The sequence below is a fragment of the Xenorhabdus taiwanensis genome, assembly GCF_036512875.1.
Classification (GTDB): domain Bacteria; phylum Pseudomonadota; class Gammaproteobacteria; order Enterobacterales; family Enterobacteriaceae; genus Xenorhabdus; species Xenorhabdus taiwanensis.
Genome location: NZ_AP028978.1, coordinates 572,164 through 589,692 on the forward strand (window position 1 = coordinate 572,164; position 17,529 = coordinate 589,692).

8 protein-coding genes are annotated in these 17,529 nt (G+C 45.2%); 5 read left to right on the top strand and 3 right to left on the bottom strand.

Annotated features, from left to right (window positions below):
• Nucleotides 1-22: 22 nt before the first annotated feature.
• From ACE1SE_RS02460 to fes, 3 genes are read right to left on the bottom strand one after another with little or no spacing between them, the layout of a single operon-like run.
• Nucleotides 23-8,611 carry a non-ribosomal peptide synthetase gene (locus tag ACE1SE_RS02460; protein WP_374052496.1) on the bottom strand — a complete coding sequence of 2,863 codons (8,589 nt, stop codon included), beginning with the start codon at nt 8,609-8,611 and terminating at the stop codon, nt 23-25.
• 15 nt (nt 8,612-8,626) lie between these two features.
• Complete coding sequence (locus tag ACE1SE_RS02465) at nt 8,627-8,881, bottom strand: MbtH family protein (protein WP_374052497.1); 255 nt, start codon at nt 8,879-8,881, stop codon at nt 8,627-8,629.
• A 47-nt stretch (nt 8,882-8,928) separates the two neighbouring features.
• Nucleotides 8,929-10,221, bottom strand: coding sequence for an enterochelin esterase (gene fes / locus ACE1SE_RS02470; RefSeq protein ID WP_374052498.1), 1,293 nt, complete (start codon nt 10,219-10,221; stop codon nt 8,929-8,931).
• 308 nt (nt 10,222-10,529) lie between these two features.
• On the opposite strand from fes, the gene ACE1SE_RS02475 reads away from it, so the two are divergent.
• From ACE1SE_RS02475 to dhbA, 5 genes are all read left to right on the top strand, one after another.
• The gene (locus ACE1SE_RS02475; RefSeq protein WP_374052499.1) at nt 10,530-12,716 is read left to right on the top strand and encodes a TonB-dependent siderophore receptor; all 2,187 of its coding nucleotides are present in this window, start codon (nt 10,530-10,532) and stop codon (nt 12,714-12,716) included.
• A gap of 200 nt (nt 12,717-12,916) precedes the next feature.
• Entirely contained in the window at nt 12,917-14,107 is a 1,191-nt protein-coding gene (locus tag ACE1SE_RS02480) for an isochorismate synthase (RefSeq protein WP_374052500.1), read from the top strand.
• Nucleotides 14,104-15,726 carry a (2,3-dihydroxybenzoyl)adenylate synthase gene (locus ACE1SE_RS02485; RefSeq protein ID WP_374052501.1) on the top strand — a complete coding sequence of 541 codons (1,623 nt, stop codon included), beginning with the start codon at nt 14,104-14,106 and terminating at the stop codon, nt 15,724-15,726. The genes ACE1SE_RS02480 and ACE1SE_RS02485 overlap by 4 nt, the downstream gene beginning before the upstream one ends.
• A gap of 19 nt (nt 15,727-15,745) precedes the next feature.
• A complete protein-coding gene (locus tag ACE1SE_RS02490; protein ID WP_374052502.1) occupies nt 15,746-16,624 on the top strand; it encodes an isochorismatase family protein in 879 nt (292 codons plus the stop codon).
• The gene (dhbA, locus tag ACE1SE_RS02495; RefSeq protein ID WP_374052503.1) at nt 16,621-17,394 is read left to right on the top strand and encodes a 2,3-dihydro-2,3-dihydroxybenzoate dehydrogenase; all 774 of its coding nucleotides are present in this window, start codon (nt 16,621-16,623) and stop codon (nt 17,392-17,394) included. The genes ACE1SE_RS02490 and dhbA overlap by 4 nt, the downstream gene beginning before the upstream one ends.
• The last annotated feature ends 135 nt before the right edge of the window (nt 17,395-17,529 follow it).

Consider the following 17,529-nt stretch of genomic DNA (forward strand, 5'->3'; position numbering starts at 1 on the left):
CGATAAAGTCAGTTGCGGCAGCTTAATTACGGCGTTTTTTCAACAAGTTATTGAGCAGCGGCCCCCACTGTTTCAATGAACCTGGAGAAAGGATATCTGCATGTTCACAATCTTGCCGATAAACCCTTAAATGGCGAATCCAGGGTGCCCATGTCTCCTCGACATCCAATTCAGGTGGCAACGTCCGCGTAGCCACAAACAATGTCGCTTCGCCATCATATTTCTGGTTAACAGCGGATAATAAACTGCGGACAGCGTCTCGATAATTAGCCACAATATCTTCAAACATTGCCTGCTTTTCCTTACGCAGTTGCGGATCATGCTCATCTTCTGTAGCCGCCATAAACTCTGCCTGTTCACGGGCAATTTCCTGTTTGGCTTCTTCTTCGCTTAATCCTCCCCAATCCTGGCCTTCTGGAGGATAAGCATCCAGCAATCCCAAGAAAGCCACTTCCTCACCTTCTTGCTGTAAACGGATAGCCATTCCCTGAGCCAACATTCCTCCCAGAGAATAACCCAGCAAGTAATAAGGCCCATGAGGCTGGATATTTCGTAAAGTCGCCAAATGGCGTGTGCACATTGCGTCAAGGCTGTCACAGTCAGCAATGACACCGCGAGGACGAGGAGATTGTAATCCGATAATCGGCCAGTCTCCCTCCAGATAACGCAAAAGCCCACTGTATTGCCAGGCAAAACCTGACGCCGGATGCACACAGAACAGTGCTGGTCCGATGCCTTCCCTCAACGGTAAGACCTCGCCTACTCCACTGTTTTCGCTAGAGTTTTTCTTCTGTTCATCAACCAATAGCGCACTCAATTTTTCTACACTTCGTGCGACCATAATATGACCGACTGAAACACGAAGATTAAGGCGTTGATGTATTTCGGCAGCCAAACGCATTGCCAGCAGCGAATGACCGCCCAAAGCAAAGAAATCGTCATCAGCCCAAACAATGTCGCACTCTAAGATTTCTGCGAACAACTTCGCTAGCTGACTTGCCAAACCCGCCTGCGGTAACCTGCCTGTCGTTAATTTCTCTGGCATCGGGAGTGCTTTGCGATTCAATTTTCCATTGGCACTCAGCGGGAATTTTTCCTGTATTACATAGCTGACCGGCAGCATATAAGCAGGCAATCGTTTCATCATCGTGTGTTGCAGTGCTTCAATATCCAATGTCACATCTGATTGTGGGATCACCCAAGCAATGAGCTGACGCGCATCAACATTCTCAATGGACTGACTTGACTTACCTAACTCACGTGCAGCAACCGCAGCCTGAGCCACCCCAGGCTGTTCTAGTAAAACCTGTTCAATTTCACCCAGCTCAATACGCTGACCACGTATTTTTAATTGATCGTCACTGCGTCCAAGGTATTCAACTTCACCATTTTCTGACCAGCACGCAATATCCCCCGTTCGGTACATTCGCTTACCTGATGCAAACGGATCGGCCACAAAACGGCTGGCTGTCAAATCAGTCCGGTTCAGGTAGTTTGTCGCTAACTGAATACCACTGAGATAAAGATCTCCCGCCACACCAATAGGAACAGGGCGCAACCAAGGATCTAAAATGCGTAATTGGGTATTCCATACCGGCCGGCCGATAGGAACACCCGCGCTACTGCAACGCTGTAATGCCTCACCAAACGCAGGTTGCCATGTCACATCTACCGCCGCCTCTGTTGGCCCATAAAGATTATGCAAAGGTGCAGTGATCAGGGTTTGATAGCGATGTGCCAGTTCACATGACAAGGCTTCTCCACTACAGAAAACACGCCTCAAATCACGGCAGAAAGGCGCTTTTTGTTCTTGTAACGCTAAGGAATCAATGAATGTTGCCAGCATTGATGGCACAAAATGTAAGGTCGTGACGTGGTAATCATCAATAAGTTGTCGAAGGCGTGTGGGATCGCGATGCGCTTCTGGTGGAGCCATCATTAACTGAGCACCGGTCATCAACGGCCAGAAAAACTCCCATACAGAAACATCAAAACTACATGGTGTTTTCTGCAATACCACATCATCTGTCGTCAATGGGTAAGCATCCTGCATCCACAATAAACGGTTAACAATAGCCTGATGGCTTACCACCACGCCTTTTGGTCGCCCTGTAGAGCCTGAGGTATAGATAATATATGCAGCATGTTCAGGCGTTACATTGGCGGCAGGATGGATAGGCTGTTGCGTTTCATCGGCCAGTTTATCCAACAATAACAAAGAAGTCTGGCTGGCAAAACGTGCCTGATACTCACTTTCTGTAATCACTAATCGAGGTTGAGCATCTTCCAACATAATGGTCAAGCGTTCATCAGGATAACCGGTATCAAGAGGCAACCATGTCGCTCCTGCTTCCAGAATTGCCTGTAACGCCAGACTTAGCCGAACCGAACGTGATAATGCTACCCCAACAATGTCTCCTGCTTGTACACCCGCTTCAATTAGACGATCAACCAATAGCCGAGTTTGCCGGCGCATTTGCTGGTAGGTCAGACGATGATGACAATCCAACAAAGCCAAATCGTCCGGCGTTTTGCTTGCCTGCTCAATCACAGTCTGATGAAGTGTTTTGGCAGGAATATCATGGTAAGTGTTATTAACTTCCTCAATAAGTGCGGCTTCATCGACTGATTGTAAACTCCATTCCCGCAGAGCAATCTCAGGTCGTTCGATCAATTGTTGAAACAAGAACAGGATGCGTTGTGCCAAATGCTCAGGTTGTTTAACACTTTCACGGTATTCCATTAATAAACGCAGGCGCTTACCCGGCAACACCAATAACGTCAAAGGATAATGGGTATAACCACGGTTATTGATTCCTTGGCAGAGGATGCCTGCAATATTTTCTTTATTCCCTTTGTCCTGCTCCACATCAGGATAATTTTCAACTACCAATAAAGTATCAAAAAGCGTGCCAGTACCTGCAATTCGCTGAATCTCGCCCAGGCCAATATTGTCATGTTCAATCAATTGGATCTGCTGTGCCTGTAGCTGTTCCAGTTGAGGCAACAGAGGTTGATCCATATCCAGAATAACGCGAACGGGTAAGGTATTACTAAACAACCCGACATGCTGATCCAACCCGTCAATCTGCCCAAACCGCCCCGATACCGGAGAGCCGAAAACAACATCAGATGAGCCACTTTGTATACTCAATAGCAGCGACCAAATCCCTTGCATCAGAGTATTGAGCGTTAAACCCCGTTGCTGACACAAGTCAGTCAATGCCTGTTCCATCTCTGGTGCAAGTAAAATCTCAAGCTCTTTAACCTCGCCAGTATGGAGTTGTTCACCAAATAAACATGTTGGTTGAACACCTTTCAATACCTGCTGCCAACATTGACGAGAAGGCTCCGTTTCACGCGCCAACAATTGCTGAACTACGTCTTGATAACGTACCTCAGGTTTATGCAAGTCTTGCTCGCCTTGATTCAACAAGGTCAAAAGGTCTCGCACCAGAATAGGGGTTGACCAGCCATCAACGATCAGATGATGAGCATTTAGCAATAGCGTATGGCGTAAGCTTTTACCGTGGCGCACCAGCAATGCATGTAACATCGCTGTGGGTTGTTGAAAGAGGTTCCGTGTGAGTTCTGCTTTTTCCAGTTCCCGTAACGCTATCTCTTCCTCTTCCGCTGTCAACTCAGGGAGTTGATGGAAATCAAGTGTCCAATAATCTTTGTCATCAGAAATGATGGGGATCAATTGCAATGGAGAGACGTATTGTTCAGTATCAAATTTCGTAGCGATCTGAGGATGATGCCGCACTAAACCTGACAGTGCCCGACGTAGCTTAACAACAGACAATGATCCAAACAGGGAAAGGCGTGCCAATGAGTTATAGCTACCCTGCTCGGTAGCGGTCTGTGCATGGAATAATAACCCTTGTTGCAGTGGCAGTAACGGCAATACGGCAGACAGTGGGCCATAACGCTCAGTCAACTGAGTGAGATCATTCTCCTCGATATCTGATAGCCCAGTTTCTGCGGCGACTAAAGTTGCCATAGCCCGTAAGGGCTGCTGTCTGGCGAACTGGATTAAGCAATCAGCCGCCCATGCCATGCCGCGATGTAATTCTGCAATATCTTGATGGCTGAAAATACCATCAACCCATTGCCAATTAACCACCAACTGTGGAGTATTGCCCTGCTCCTCCACAAACAAATTGATTTCTAAGCTGTGGCTTAAGGACATTTCGGGGTCCTGATAAACCGCAAAAGCATCTTGGAAAAGATTTTTAGTTCGCCGTGGTGCCCATAAATGATCTGTCTCGACAAAACGCCCCAGATAATTAAATAAGATTTCTGGTGTCTCTTGCGTTGTCAGTATTTTCCGCCCTGTTTGATCAAGGTAGCGTAGCAAGCCATAACCGACTCCACGATCGGGCACTGCTCGCAAAACGCTTTTCACCGCCCGGACTATTTCAGAAATAGCGATATCAGAAGTCACGATCTCAGCAGGTTGATGTTCTCCTGTAAGTGGCAAATTTACCACTATTGGGTACTCAGCGGTTAACCAGCCAACCGTCCGGGCTAAATCACCTGTTTGATCGAATTCAATACGGCCATGAGATTCTAACTGGAAGCGTAACTTGTTGACGTTAAAATGACGATAACAAGCCATTGCCAATATTGTTAATAAGATTTCTTCAATATTAGCGTGGTATTGCTTTGGCAATATGCCTAATAATGCGACTGTTTGCTCGCCGCTCAATAATGTTCGCTGCTTGCAGGAGGTTATTTGGCGATCCCGCTGTACATCCAGCGGACGCTGCCCTAAAAGAGGCGTTTTTTCATTTAGCATTCGTTGCCAAAAAGGCAATTCAGCTACACGTTGTGGCAGATCTTGGCGTAGATAATCATTCCAATCATATAGAGTGTATTCTTCTGCGGGCAAGACTACGGGCTTACCGGCGATTGCTGCTTCTACGCCTTGACGTAACTCATCTAATAATATTCGCCACGAAACACCATCTGTTGCCAGATGGTGAATAACGAGCACTAATCCTTTAGACACGCCTCCATGTTGCAATAAGCAAGCATGGAATAACTGACCACTCGCAGGTTCCAAACGCATAACCGCATCATGGAAAGCTTGCTCGGCACAGGCTTCAATATCTGCGCAATCTTGCCATAGGCTGTAATGAGCGGTTTCGGATACCGGAATAGACTCACCTAAAATCAGGCGCTCATCACGAGTAAATGCGCGTAGTACAGGATGCGCGATTTCTAAGGCAACCAATGCTTGTGATAAGTGTTGTGGCTGCAATTCTGCGGGGACATGTATAAATACACCGTGAACAAAACGGGTATTCATGCCATGAGTTTCAGCAAACCAATGTAAAACAGGCAGGTTATCGATCGCCCCTTTCTGAACGCGTGCAGGAATGGGCTTAACAATAGCAACAGGCTTCATCTTCAACGCCATGCGTGCAGGGGTACGTTCACTGAAAATATCCCGCGGACGTAACTGCCAACCAAGGCGACGTAATTGCGTTCCCAGCGCCATCGCAGAAATACTGTCTCCCCCCAGCACAAAAAAATCATCATCGGCACTGACTTCTTGCACACCTAACAAGCTGGAGAAAGCTTCACAAATGGATTTTTCCTGCTCGCTTTCCGCTTTTCTGCCCACTGGCAATTGAAGTTGTTGTGGTTTGGGTAATGAATTACGGTCTATTTTGCCATTGATCGAAATAGGTAAAGTTTCCAATACCATTAAGAGGGAAGGTACCATATAATCAGGCAGTTTCTTTGCCAGTGCAGCCAGTAACAGAGCCGAGATATTGGGTAAAGCACGTTGTTGCCCATCCGGTACAGCGCAATACCCCACCAGCCGATATGTTGCACCGACAGGTTCAGCAATGACTACCGCAGAACTCACCTCTGGTAAATCAACCAGCGCATTCTCTACTTCACCTAACTCAACACGGAAACCTCGCACTTTAACCTGATGATCCACTCGACCAATAAATTCAAGCAGTCCATCAGGGCGCCAACGCATAAGATCACCACTGCGATACATCACTTCACCGTGACGGAATGGATTGGCGACAAAGCGTGTTGCAGTCATCCCTGGACGATGCAAATAACCACGAGCGATACCTGCTCCAGAGAGATACAGTTCTCCCGCTGCACCGATTGGCACGGGTTGTAAGTAACGGTCTAAAAGCCAGATATCGGTATTAGCAACTGGACGCCCAATCACGGGCTGATCGGCCATCCGAATACTGCACCCCAGAGTATCAATAGTGTATTCGGAAGGACCATAATAGTTGTGGATATCCATTTGCGGCTGCTGTTTGAGTAATTCCCATAATCGTGGCGTAGCCGCTTCACCACCAATCATAATAAATGCAGGTTGATGATTGCCTTTTTCCAATAACCCACTATCGATAAGTTGGATCAAGAAGGAAGGCGTAATATCCATGATATCAATCGGTAGCAGATTCATCTGCTGTACCACTCCCCACGCATCCCGCCGCAGTTCCTCATCAAAAATATAGAGTTCACTGCCTAAGATCATACAAAACAGCGGTTCCCAAGAGGAATCAAAGGAGAAAGATGCAGTATGCCCCGCTCGTGCCCGTCGGCCATGTTGCCGATAAAAATTCTCGATAACAGGGCCAAATAAATGCGTTGCATGGGAAGTTAATAAATTTAACAACCCGCCATGTGTGCTCATCACACCTTTTGGTTTACCTGTAGATCCTGAGGTGTAGATCATGTAAGCCAAATGTTCACTACGCAGTTTTTCACGTCGTTCTTCGTCTATGACGGGTAATGGGGATAAACGGGAGCACTGTGTCGCTATCTGCGGATCATCCAGACAGATGACTTTGAGAGCTTCGGGCATTTGTGCCAGTGTATTCAGGTGAGTGATCAGCAAGGCTGGCTGAACATCGTCACACATTAACTGTAAACGCTCCCGCGGATAATCGAGATCAAGAGGAATGTAAGCCGCACCGCTGGCTAATACACCCAAAATAGCAATAATTGAATCCACTGAACGAGGAATGCCAATAGCAACCACATCCTCGGCCCCCATTCCCTGTAATAGCAAGAAACGTGCTAGTTGCATCACTTTTACCGTCAATTGATGGTAAGTAAGCTGTTCATTGTGACAACGTATAGCAATAGCATCAGGCTGCCGTTCGGCCTGTTGCAAAAAGAGATCCAATACAGAAATATGATCTATAGACGGTTGAGTTCTTGGCCCACATGACCAGTTATCAAGCCGTTGTTGTTCTTGTGGTGGAATCAGTGGAATAAACGCAATAGATTGCTGCGGCTGCATGAGCAATTGATTCAGCAAGTAGCTGATCCGTTCACCGTGCCACTGTAACGTTTGTTCACTATATTTTTTTCGATTCGCGATAAGTGTCAGATGAAGCCGATCATCATAACAACACAATTCAAACTCTAAATCATCCACTGGCCCCATCGCGAGTGTATGCGTCTTGATGGGATTACCATCTAATTTCAACGCCTCATTATAGATTTTGTAATTAAACACGGGGCCATAAAGCGCATTGTTGCCACCGGATAATCCCAGATCACAACGCAGTTGTTCGGCTTCATATCGCTGGTAACGACGAACTTGCTTCATTTCATCCACAAATGCTTTCGCTACTTCTGCCAGAGACATTCTGTCTTGCAGTTTTATTTGCAGTGGCAAGAGATTGACCACGGGGCCCATCGCACAAAGCGCTTGAGATCCCAGGCGGCGCATAAAAGGAAAACCAATCGACAGATGTTTTTCTCCACTCATGCGATAGAAATAGATGCAGAGTGCAGCCATCACAATTTCAGCCGGCTGGAATTGCCGCAGTAAATCATCTTCTCTTAATGGAACAAACTGAGTGAGTGGAAAATGGCAATGATAATGCAGAGGTAATGTATTGTTATTATTTACAATATCTTCAGTAGCAAGCGAAACAGCAACGCCTCGTTCACGGGTATGCTTTTGCCAGAACGTGGCTGACTCTGCTTTCGCAGAGGATTGTTCCCAACTCTGATACTCTTTGACGACTAATTCAAAGGAACAGAAAGGGTTTTCAGTTGGCTGGCGACCTGCGCTTAACGCGTTATAGATATCAATAATGCGGCGAGTCAGGACATCAAAACTGAAGCCATCCAACATAAGATGGTGAAAACGCAGATACCAGAACCAGCGCTCTGGCTGGGCATCAACCTTCATAATCACTTGTCGATATAAAGGCCGTTCTCCATCGGCGGGTAACTCAGCAGCCAGATCTGTCTGCATTAATTCCTGAGCTCTGCTTTCTCCCTGTCCATGAGAGAAATCAAACCACTCAGGAGCAACTACCTGTTGCGCACCACGGAAAACCGGAATTTGCTGTACTGGCTCTCCTTCTTCATTAATAAAATATCGCGCGTGAATGGTATCGGCCTCAGCTAAACCCTGACGAATAGCTGCATCAAATAAGGCGCGATCCAGTCTCCCATTAATTTCAATATAATGGGCAATGGTAAACACATTACGATGGTTGGCAAGTTGATCAGCTACCCAAATTCCAGGCTGAGCAGCGACTAGTGGCAACGTTAGAAGATCAACTGATTTAATTTCAGAAACTTGCAATACATTAGGCACGTTTGACTTCCTTTCTTATCGGCAGGTTAAACCATCAGCATTATCAATTTGATTTATCCGTGGTTCGCGCAAACTAGCCGGACGCATATCCACCCAGTGCTCTTCTATGTATGCGATACAGGCGGCCCGTGAGTCCGGGCCAATAACCCGCTCCCAACCGGTGGGTTGTGCGGCAAAGGCAGGCCAAAGGCTATATTGTTGGTGATTATTTATCAGCACATAAAAAGTGGCTTCGTCATCATCAAAAGGATTCTTTTGTTCCAAATTCATTTTTTAATTCTCATCAATTCTTGGATTTCAATAATCGGTTTGTCATATCATGGCTTAGCCAGTAACCAACTAAGGCCATCAATTAACCCACCGCGCCAGCACAACACATCATGCCCACCATTAAACACGCGATAATTCACGTTGTGCCCTGCCCTTTGCAACGCGGCATACATTTGATCATTGACAAAATGGATATCTGCTTCATGGGAACCCGCTTCCTGAAAGATTTTTAGTGACGAAGGAGTAACTTTTTGCCCAAGCACCTGCTGTGTCAGCCAACCGGTTTTATGCTCAGCAGATGGCTTAAACTGTCGAACAATTTTGCTATCAGGCCACCAGAAAGATCCCGATTGTGTGAGAACACAGCCAAAACGTTGTGGCCAATGGAGTGCGGCATACAATGCTGCCAATCCTCCGTAACTCTGCCCTGCTATCACTGTTTGTTCAGGATCATCGCTAAAAGCCACATACTGTGCGACAAGCGGTAACAATTCATCCTGAATCGCTTGCCAAAAATCTGGGTTGCAGGGAAGTTCCTGCTCTCGATGCGGCATATCAATAACATCAATCAACAGCCAAACCGCCTCTGGTATCTGCCGTTTTTCAGTCGCTACATCAATCACAGAAAAAACCGGTATTCTCTCCGCCCAAGTCAACCCATCCAACAGGATGATAAGAGGGCGAGGATGCGCCGTTTCTTCCCCCGTGGAGTAAAGCCAAAACCGCCTTTGATTGTTAAGTCGCTCACTATGCCAATGCAAAAGCAAAGGTTCCCGTTGATCTGGCTGCGCGCTGATCCTATCAATGAGTGACCATGCAGTCTGGGCAGGCGCATGAGGCATATGAATTGCCGATAAAGGCAAACCAAGCCCATTACGATGACAGCCCTGTAGATTCAAAGGATCTGAAATGGATAATGGAAAGAGTGAGATCCACCATTCACGTTGTTGTTGATTACGCTGCTTGCTTTCATCGGAAAATTGGGGGGGCAAATGTACGTCGGTAACAGGTATAAATCGATAACTTCCTCTCCAGTTATCTTCAAGACTCACTGCCCAATACCAGATATCCGTTTCAGGCAATCGTTGCAGGCTCTGTGGTTGCGGACGGTGGTGATCAGTGATGCCATTGATATCGATGTAGACTTGGCGAAAAGGTGAATTTTGTTCGTTCCCATGAGGATCTCGCCAAAAGAAGGTTGTTTTAACTTGATGATTATTTGCAGTTTCTATAATGGGTGTTCCCAAGATAGTAATATTTTTCCACCATAACTCACTGCCAACATGATGAGCAGATAATAAATTATCTGCCGTACCTGGTGGCTGAAATACTAACGTCATCCCTTTATCCCCTTCAAAAAAATCCGCTCACAAATGACATATCCATTTGATACACCACACCAGCAACGATCTCAGAAAATAAAAACGGTTATCATTTCTCAATGATATTGATAATGATTTTTGTTTGCAATATCATCCAATTTATTTTATTAATCTTAACCACTGGCTAACAGAATTAATGGAGCATTATCGGGGTAACGAGGCAGGAGGCCTTCACTATTCAGCTTAGCCATAATAGTGTTGTCTTAATTATATATTTGATTTTTAAAAATTTATTTTAAAAGTAGCTATATTGAGAGATGGAATCTATGGTACTGCCTATCAAGAATGAAATATTGAAAACCGCAAAAAGAACAAATAGAAACTATAACTATAATAAATTATTTTTATCACTTACTTCTATCTTACTGTTATCCCCGTATGCCTCAGCCAATAATGGGACTGCCAATAACAGCGAAGATACCTTAATTGTCACAAGCAAGATGAAAGGGTATCCTGAAAAAAATTTTGTAGAATCAGACAGTGCCGCAGGCACCAAAAGCCTTACCCCTCTTATCAAAACTCCCCAGTCAATCAGCGTCATCAATCGCACACAAATGGAAGCACAAGGCGCAATGAGCGTTGCTGACGCCCTGAATTATTCGAGTGGTGTTGTGACTAACTACCGCGGCTCTTCCAACCGCAACGACGAAGTAATTACCCGTGGTTTTCGTTATGCTCCTAAATTCCTTGATGGATTAAGTTATAATAATCAGCTCGATCCTTGGTTATTGGAACGTGTGGAATTAGTGCATGGGCCAGCATCTGTGCTATATGGTCAGGTCAGCCCTGGCGGCTTGATTAATATGACCAGCAAAAGGCCAACTGACCAGCCTATCCACAAGGTACAGATGAAAGCAGGTAATCAGAGCCTGGGTGAATTAGCCTTTGATTTTGGCGGTGCTCTGGGGGATAACATTCCCGTTCTCTATCGTTTAAATGGTGTACTCAGCACCCAAAAGCAGTTTGTCAAAGACTATAAAAAAGAGCGAATTGCCATTGCTCCTGCGCTGACATGGATCCCCAACAATAATACGACGTTTACATTACTGACCAGTTATCAGTACGATCCGAAAGCAGGATTCCGTAACTTTTATCCTAAAATCGGCACCGTAACATCGGTTCCCAATGCAGGCTATATTCCCTACAAGATGAATCTCAGTGATCCTTCTTTTAATCAGTCCAGACGGGAGCAGGGATCTATCGGCTACATTCTTGAGCATGACATTGATGATGTCTTCTCTTTCCAGCAAAACCTGCGTTATTCAAAATCAGATGAGCGCACTAAATATCTCGTCTATGCATCAGATCTCACGCCGACAACCATTAAACGTTTCCCTCAGAGAGAACATAATGATGCTCAAGCAATTAACGTGGATAACCAACTGAAAGCACTTTTCTCAATGAGTAATATTGAACATAACGTCATCAGTGGGATCGATTACAAATGGGTAGATAGTCACAGTAAATTATGGCGTAACAGAGACAAAGAAGGAAAACACGATTTTGATTGGTCAAACCCAATTTGGGGTATTCCTGTCAATGAAAATGAGTTATCTCTTTCTTTAAATAATAAAAAGAAACTCCACCAGTTAGGGGTTTACGGGCAGGATCAACTCAGTTGGGAAAACTGGAATTTAGTCTTGTCAGGGCGTTATGATTGGACTGAAACCAAGCAACAAAACCTGATCAAAAACACCTCAACAACACAAAAAGACCGTGCATTCACAGGACGTGCGGGTTTGTTGTATGCCTTTGATAACGGTATTTCACCCTACATCAGTTACAGCACCTCGTTTGAGCCTAATCTGGATCAAGGTAAATCCGGCACTCCTGCTTTCAAGCCTACAAAAGGTGAACAGACTGAAATCGGTATTAAATTCCAACCCAAAGATCACAATACCCTGTTAACACTTTCCCTGTTCGATATCACGCAGAAAAACGTCACAACCTCCGTACCAGGTGCTGGCTTTAGTGAACAAATTGGCAAAATTGGCTCAAAGGGAGTGGAAGCCGAAGTTCATTCTCAGATCACCCCTGAGATCAATCTGATAGCAAGCTATACCTATACAGATACTAAAACCAAAGATGACCTCAGAACTGCACGAGTCGGTAAAAGAGTGCCTTCTATTCCTGAGCATGCGGCTTCTGCCTGGGGAAGTTATAGCTTCACACAAACGGCGCTGAAAGGATTTACATTAGGCGCCGGCGTACGTTATACCGGTTCCACTTCCGGTGATTATGAAGAAACATTCCATGTCAAGCCCTATACCCTCTATGACTTGATGGCGAAATACGATCTTGGCGAAGCTTCCCCGCAATTAAAAGGCGCCAGTGTACAACTGAATGTAAATAACCTGACCAATAAACGTTATGTCGCTTCGTGCTCGAATGCAGGAGCCTGCTTCTATGGCAGCGGACGCAGCATCGTTGCTACAGTGGAATATACCTGGTAAAGCAAAACTCATTTACCTCAGTGGCATCAGGCAAAAGCTTTTTGCCACTGTGAATGGCTTTTACCAACACATATTAAGACGTATTGGATCACTTTTATGTCTCAAGCGCAACGAACCATAAAACTGAATAATAGATAATTGATTTTTACACCAATCTATTTTTAACCCATTTTTTTATCAAATAGTAACAGGGAAATATCGTGCTTACGTTAACGACTGAATATCGCACATCCGAATTACTGGATTTTAGTTGTGATGATTTTGTGTTCCTGTCTTCAAATAAGAGCCTACATGCACGAGGACGTTTTGCCAAAGTCACTACCCCCGCCAATCATTATGGTGAGATTGATAATCCATTGAGTGATCATCTCTCTCAATTATTCCTGCAAGCTGAACAAGCCGGAATTAAAAACCCTATTGCAGTCGGAGCAATTCCTTTTGATAAACGCCAACCTTCTGCTCTCTATATACCTTATGAATATCATTGGCTGGAACGGGAAACCGCACATTTTTCCACTCTGTCCTCCATGCCACCGTTACAATTACAGCAGTGGCATTTATGGCCGGAAAAAGAAGCATTTTGTCAGATGGTCTTGCAAGCTGTTGATGCCATACATCATGGCTTGCTTGATAAGGCCGTCCTTTCGCGGCTACTGAATATTGAATTTGATCGAAAGCCTGATTCTATCCAGCTTTTTACACAGCTTAATGCCCAAAACCCTTATAGCTACAACTTTCATATCCCACTAGAAAACAGTACGTTAATTGGTGCTAGTCCAGAACTTCTGCTACGTAAACAGGGCAACATCCTTATTTCTCAACCACTGGCAGGTTCGTCACGCAGAAGTCACAATATTCTGGAAGACAATGCGTTGCGCCAGTCACTGCTACATTCAGCTAAAGATCACCATGAGCATCAATTAGTGATTGATGCAATCCGAACCGCACTCGCTGAACAGTGTACTGAATTGATGATCCCAGACTCTCCTTCAATATTCAGCACCCCTTTACTTTGGCACCTCGCGACAGAAATACGCGGCGAATTACGCAATAAACACACAAACGCCCTCGCTGTTGCCAGCTTACTTCATCCAACTCCAGCACTTTGTGGAACACCAAGAGAACGCGCCTACGAACTTATCGCTCAGCTCGAACCCTTCGAGCGCAACTATTTTGGCGGTATTGTCGGTTGGTGTGACGCCAAGGGCAATGGTGAATGGGTTGTTACTATTCGCTGTGGTGAATTATTCGAAAACCATATTCGACTCTTTGCAGGAGCGGGCATCGTTGCTGATTCACAACCCCATGCTGAATGGCAAGAAACAGGGGTGAAACTTGGCACCATGCTACAAGCTCTGGGATTATCTGACAGTAAGGAACGTGTGTTATGAGTATTGCGTTTAATCGCTGGCCTGAAACATTATCACAACGCTATCGCCAGCGCGGCTATTGGCTAGACCTTCCCCTTTGCGACATACTCATGCGTCATACTGACAACGAAAATATCGCTCTCATTTGCTCGCACCAACAATATACTTATCGCCAACTGAATCAACTCGTGGATAATCTGGCCGCTTCTCTCAAGCGCCGTGGGGTTCAGCATGGGCAAACTGCATTGGTGCAATTAGGTAATATTGCAGAATTTTATGTCACCTTTTTTGCCCTGCTGCGTTTAGGAGTGGCTCCCGTTAATGCGCTGTTCAGCCATCAGCGTAGCGAGCTATTAGCCTATGCCGATCAAATAAAACCATCACTATTGATAGCAGACCGTAGCCATTCACTCTTTTCTGACAATGTATTTATTCACGAACTACATACACATTACGCTTCACTGACACACATATTTCTGCGGGGAGATAACGACAGCGCGATAGACCTAACAACATTGATTAATGAAAAAGAAAAAAATTTTATCGCAACGCCCACTCCAGCAGATGAAGTGGCTTTTTTCCAACTATCGGGAGGCAGTACGGGTATCCCCAAACTGATCCCCCGAACTCACAATGATTACTATTACAGTATTCGAGCCAGTGTTGATATCTGCCATTTCAATCCTCAAACACGCTATTTATGTGCCCTTCCTGCCGCACATAATTATCCAATGAGTTCACCAGGCGCATTAGGGGTTTTTTATGCTGGTGGTCAGGTGATTATGGCTCATGATCCCAGTACATCAAGCTGTTTCCCATTGATTGAACAATATCAGATTAACGTTGCTGCTTTAGTTCCTCCTGCGGTAAGCCTGTGGCTGGAAGCTATTGCACTGACAGGGAATAAATCACCACTGGAAAGTCTGGCGTTATTGCAAGTCGGTGGTGCCCGCCTGAGTGAATCACTGGCACGAAGGATACCTTCAGAATTAGGTTGTCAACTGCAACAGGTATTTGGCATGGCCGAAGGGTTAGTTAACTACACACGCTTGGATGATGACGAACAGACTATTTTCACGACTCAAGGTCGCCCGATTAGTGATGATGATGAAGTGTGGATCTCCGACAGCCTGGGTAACCCGCTACCTTATGGGATTCCCGGTCTGCTGATGACTCGTGGGCCTTATACGTTCCGTGGATACTACCAAAGTCCTCAATATAACAATCAAGTATTTGATGAAAATGGTTTTTACTGTTCGGGTGATTTAGTCATTCAGACAGAGAAAGGCTATCTAAAAGTTGTGGGTAGAGAAAAAGATCAAATTAACCGTGGTGGTGAAAAAATTGCAGCAGAGGAAATTGAAAATTTACTGTTACGCCATCCACTCGTGATCCATGCAGCCTTGATCGCTATCCCTGATTCAATCATGGGAGAAAAGAGTTGCGCCTATGTCGTTACCCGTGAAGAGGTAAAATCAGCCATATTACGTCGCTTTTTACGCGCGCAAGGTATCGCTGATTACAAACTTCCCGACCGTTTTGAAAACGTTCCATCCCTTCCCATGACACCTGTCGGAAAAATCGATAAACAGAAATTACGTCACATTGCATACAGCACGTTAATCCATGCTGCACCTTAACGTATCACAGAGGGACAAAATGAGTATTCCAACACTGAGTGACTACCTTCTTCCCATTTCTCAAGAATTGCCAACTAATAAAGTGAACTGGCCGCTTGATAACAAGCGTGCCGCGCTACTCATCCATGATATGCAAAATTATTTCCTCAATTTCTGGCAGACTGATAGTTTGCTGGTAAAGCAGGTTATCGATAATATTTCGCATTTAAAAACAATGTGTAAGAAGCAGGGAATACCCGTTTTTTACACCGCCCAGCCTAAATATCAGGATGATGCAGACCGTGGTTTGCTAAATGATATGTGGGGCGCGGGTCTCAATCTGTATCCTGAGCAACAAAGCATCACTAACGCACTGACACCTGAAAGCGATGACACGGTCTTAATAAAATGGCGTTACAGTGCCTTTCAGCGTTCAGATTTGGAACAACAATTGAAAGGCATGGGGCGTGATCAATTAATTATCTGCGGTATCTATGCGCATATCGGTTGCATGATAACGGCTACAGATGCCTTTATGCGTGATATCCAGCCTTTTTTTGTCGCTGATGCATTGGCAGATTTCAGCCACGACGAGCACATCATGGCATTACATTATATTGCTGGCCGCTGTGGTCGTGTACTAACGACAGAAACACTACTCAATGAAATATCTCCGCAACCTGTATGGACTCGCGAACGTCTCCGAACTGAAATTTTACCTTTATTGGATGATGACTGTGGTGACATTGATGATCATGAAAACATGCTGGATTACGGTCTCGATTCGGTAAAAATAATGTCACTGGCAGCACGCTGGCGCTATGAAAACCATAATGTTGATTTTATCTCACTCATGAAAACCCCAACCTTGGCAGACTGGCTCAATTTGCTGACTGCTAGCTCAGGATCCAAACTATGAACATAACTTTCGATTTCAGCAATAAACAGGTTTGGGTGACAGGAGCCGGAAGTGGCATTGGTTATCACATTGCCAGCCGATTTAGTCAGGCCGGAGCGAAAGTCATCGGATTCGATCTGGCATTTCCCGATTTTGATCTTCCTTTTACTGCTTATAAGTTAGATATCAGTGACCATATGGCTGTAAGTCAGCTTTGCCGTGAATTACTCGCGGCAGAGCCTCATCTGGATGTATTGATCAATGGTGCTGGCATCCTGCGAACAGGACGAACAGAAAACCTGAGTTGGGAAGATTGGCAACAATGTTTCAACGTCAATGCGGGTGGCGCTTTTAACCTCTTTCAAGCCGTCATTCCACAATTTCAACGACAACGCAGTGGAAACATCGTTTCTGTTTGCTCTAACGCTGCGCATGTTCCGCGAGTTGAAATGTCAGCTTATGGCGCGTCTAAAGCTGCAATGCGTAGCCTGTGCCAAAGTGTTGGGCTTGAATTGGCTCCCTACGGTGTGCGGTGTAATCTGGTTTCTCCTGGTTCAACGGATACGCCGATGTTACGCAATATGTGGCAAAATGATACGTGGCAAAGCGCGGCAATCAGGCAAAATATCATTAATGGTTTTCCTGACCAATTTAAGTTAGGCATTCCTTTGAAAAAAATTGCCCTGCCGGAAGACATTGCAAATACCGTTCTTTTTCTGGCCTCAGATCTTGCCAGTCACATTACCTTGCAGGATATTGTTGTTGATGGTGGAGCAACCTTGGGTTGGTAAGTAACAGAACCGATGCAGGCTCACTATGATAACAAGCCTGCATCATGCAGTGCCTGCCTATGTATAGTTCATCATTGAACACTTAGCTGTGATATGTATTTCATAGCTTTCACACTCTTGATCTATACTATCGCC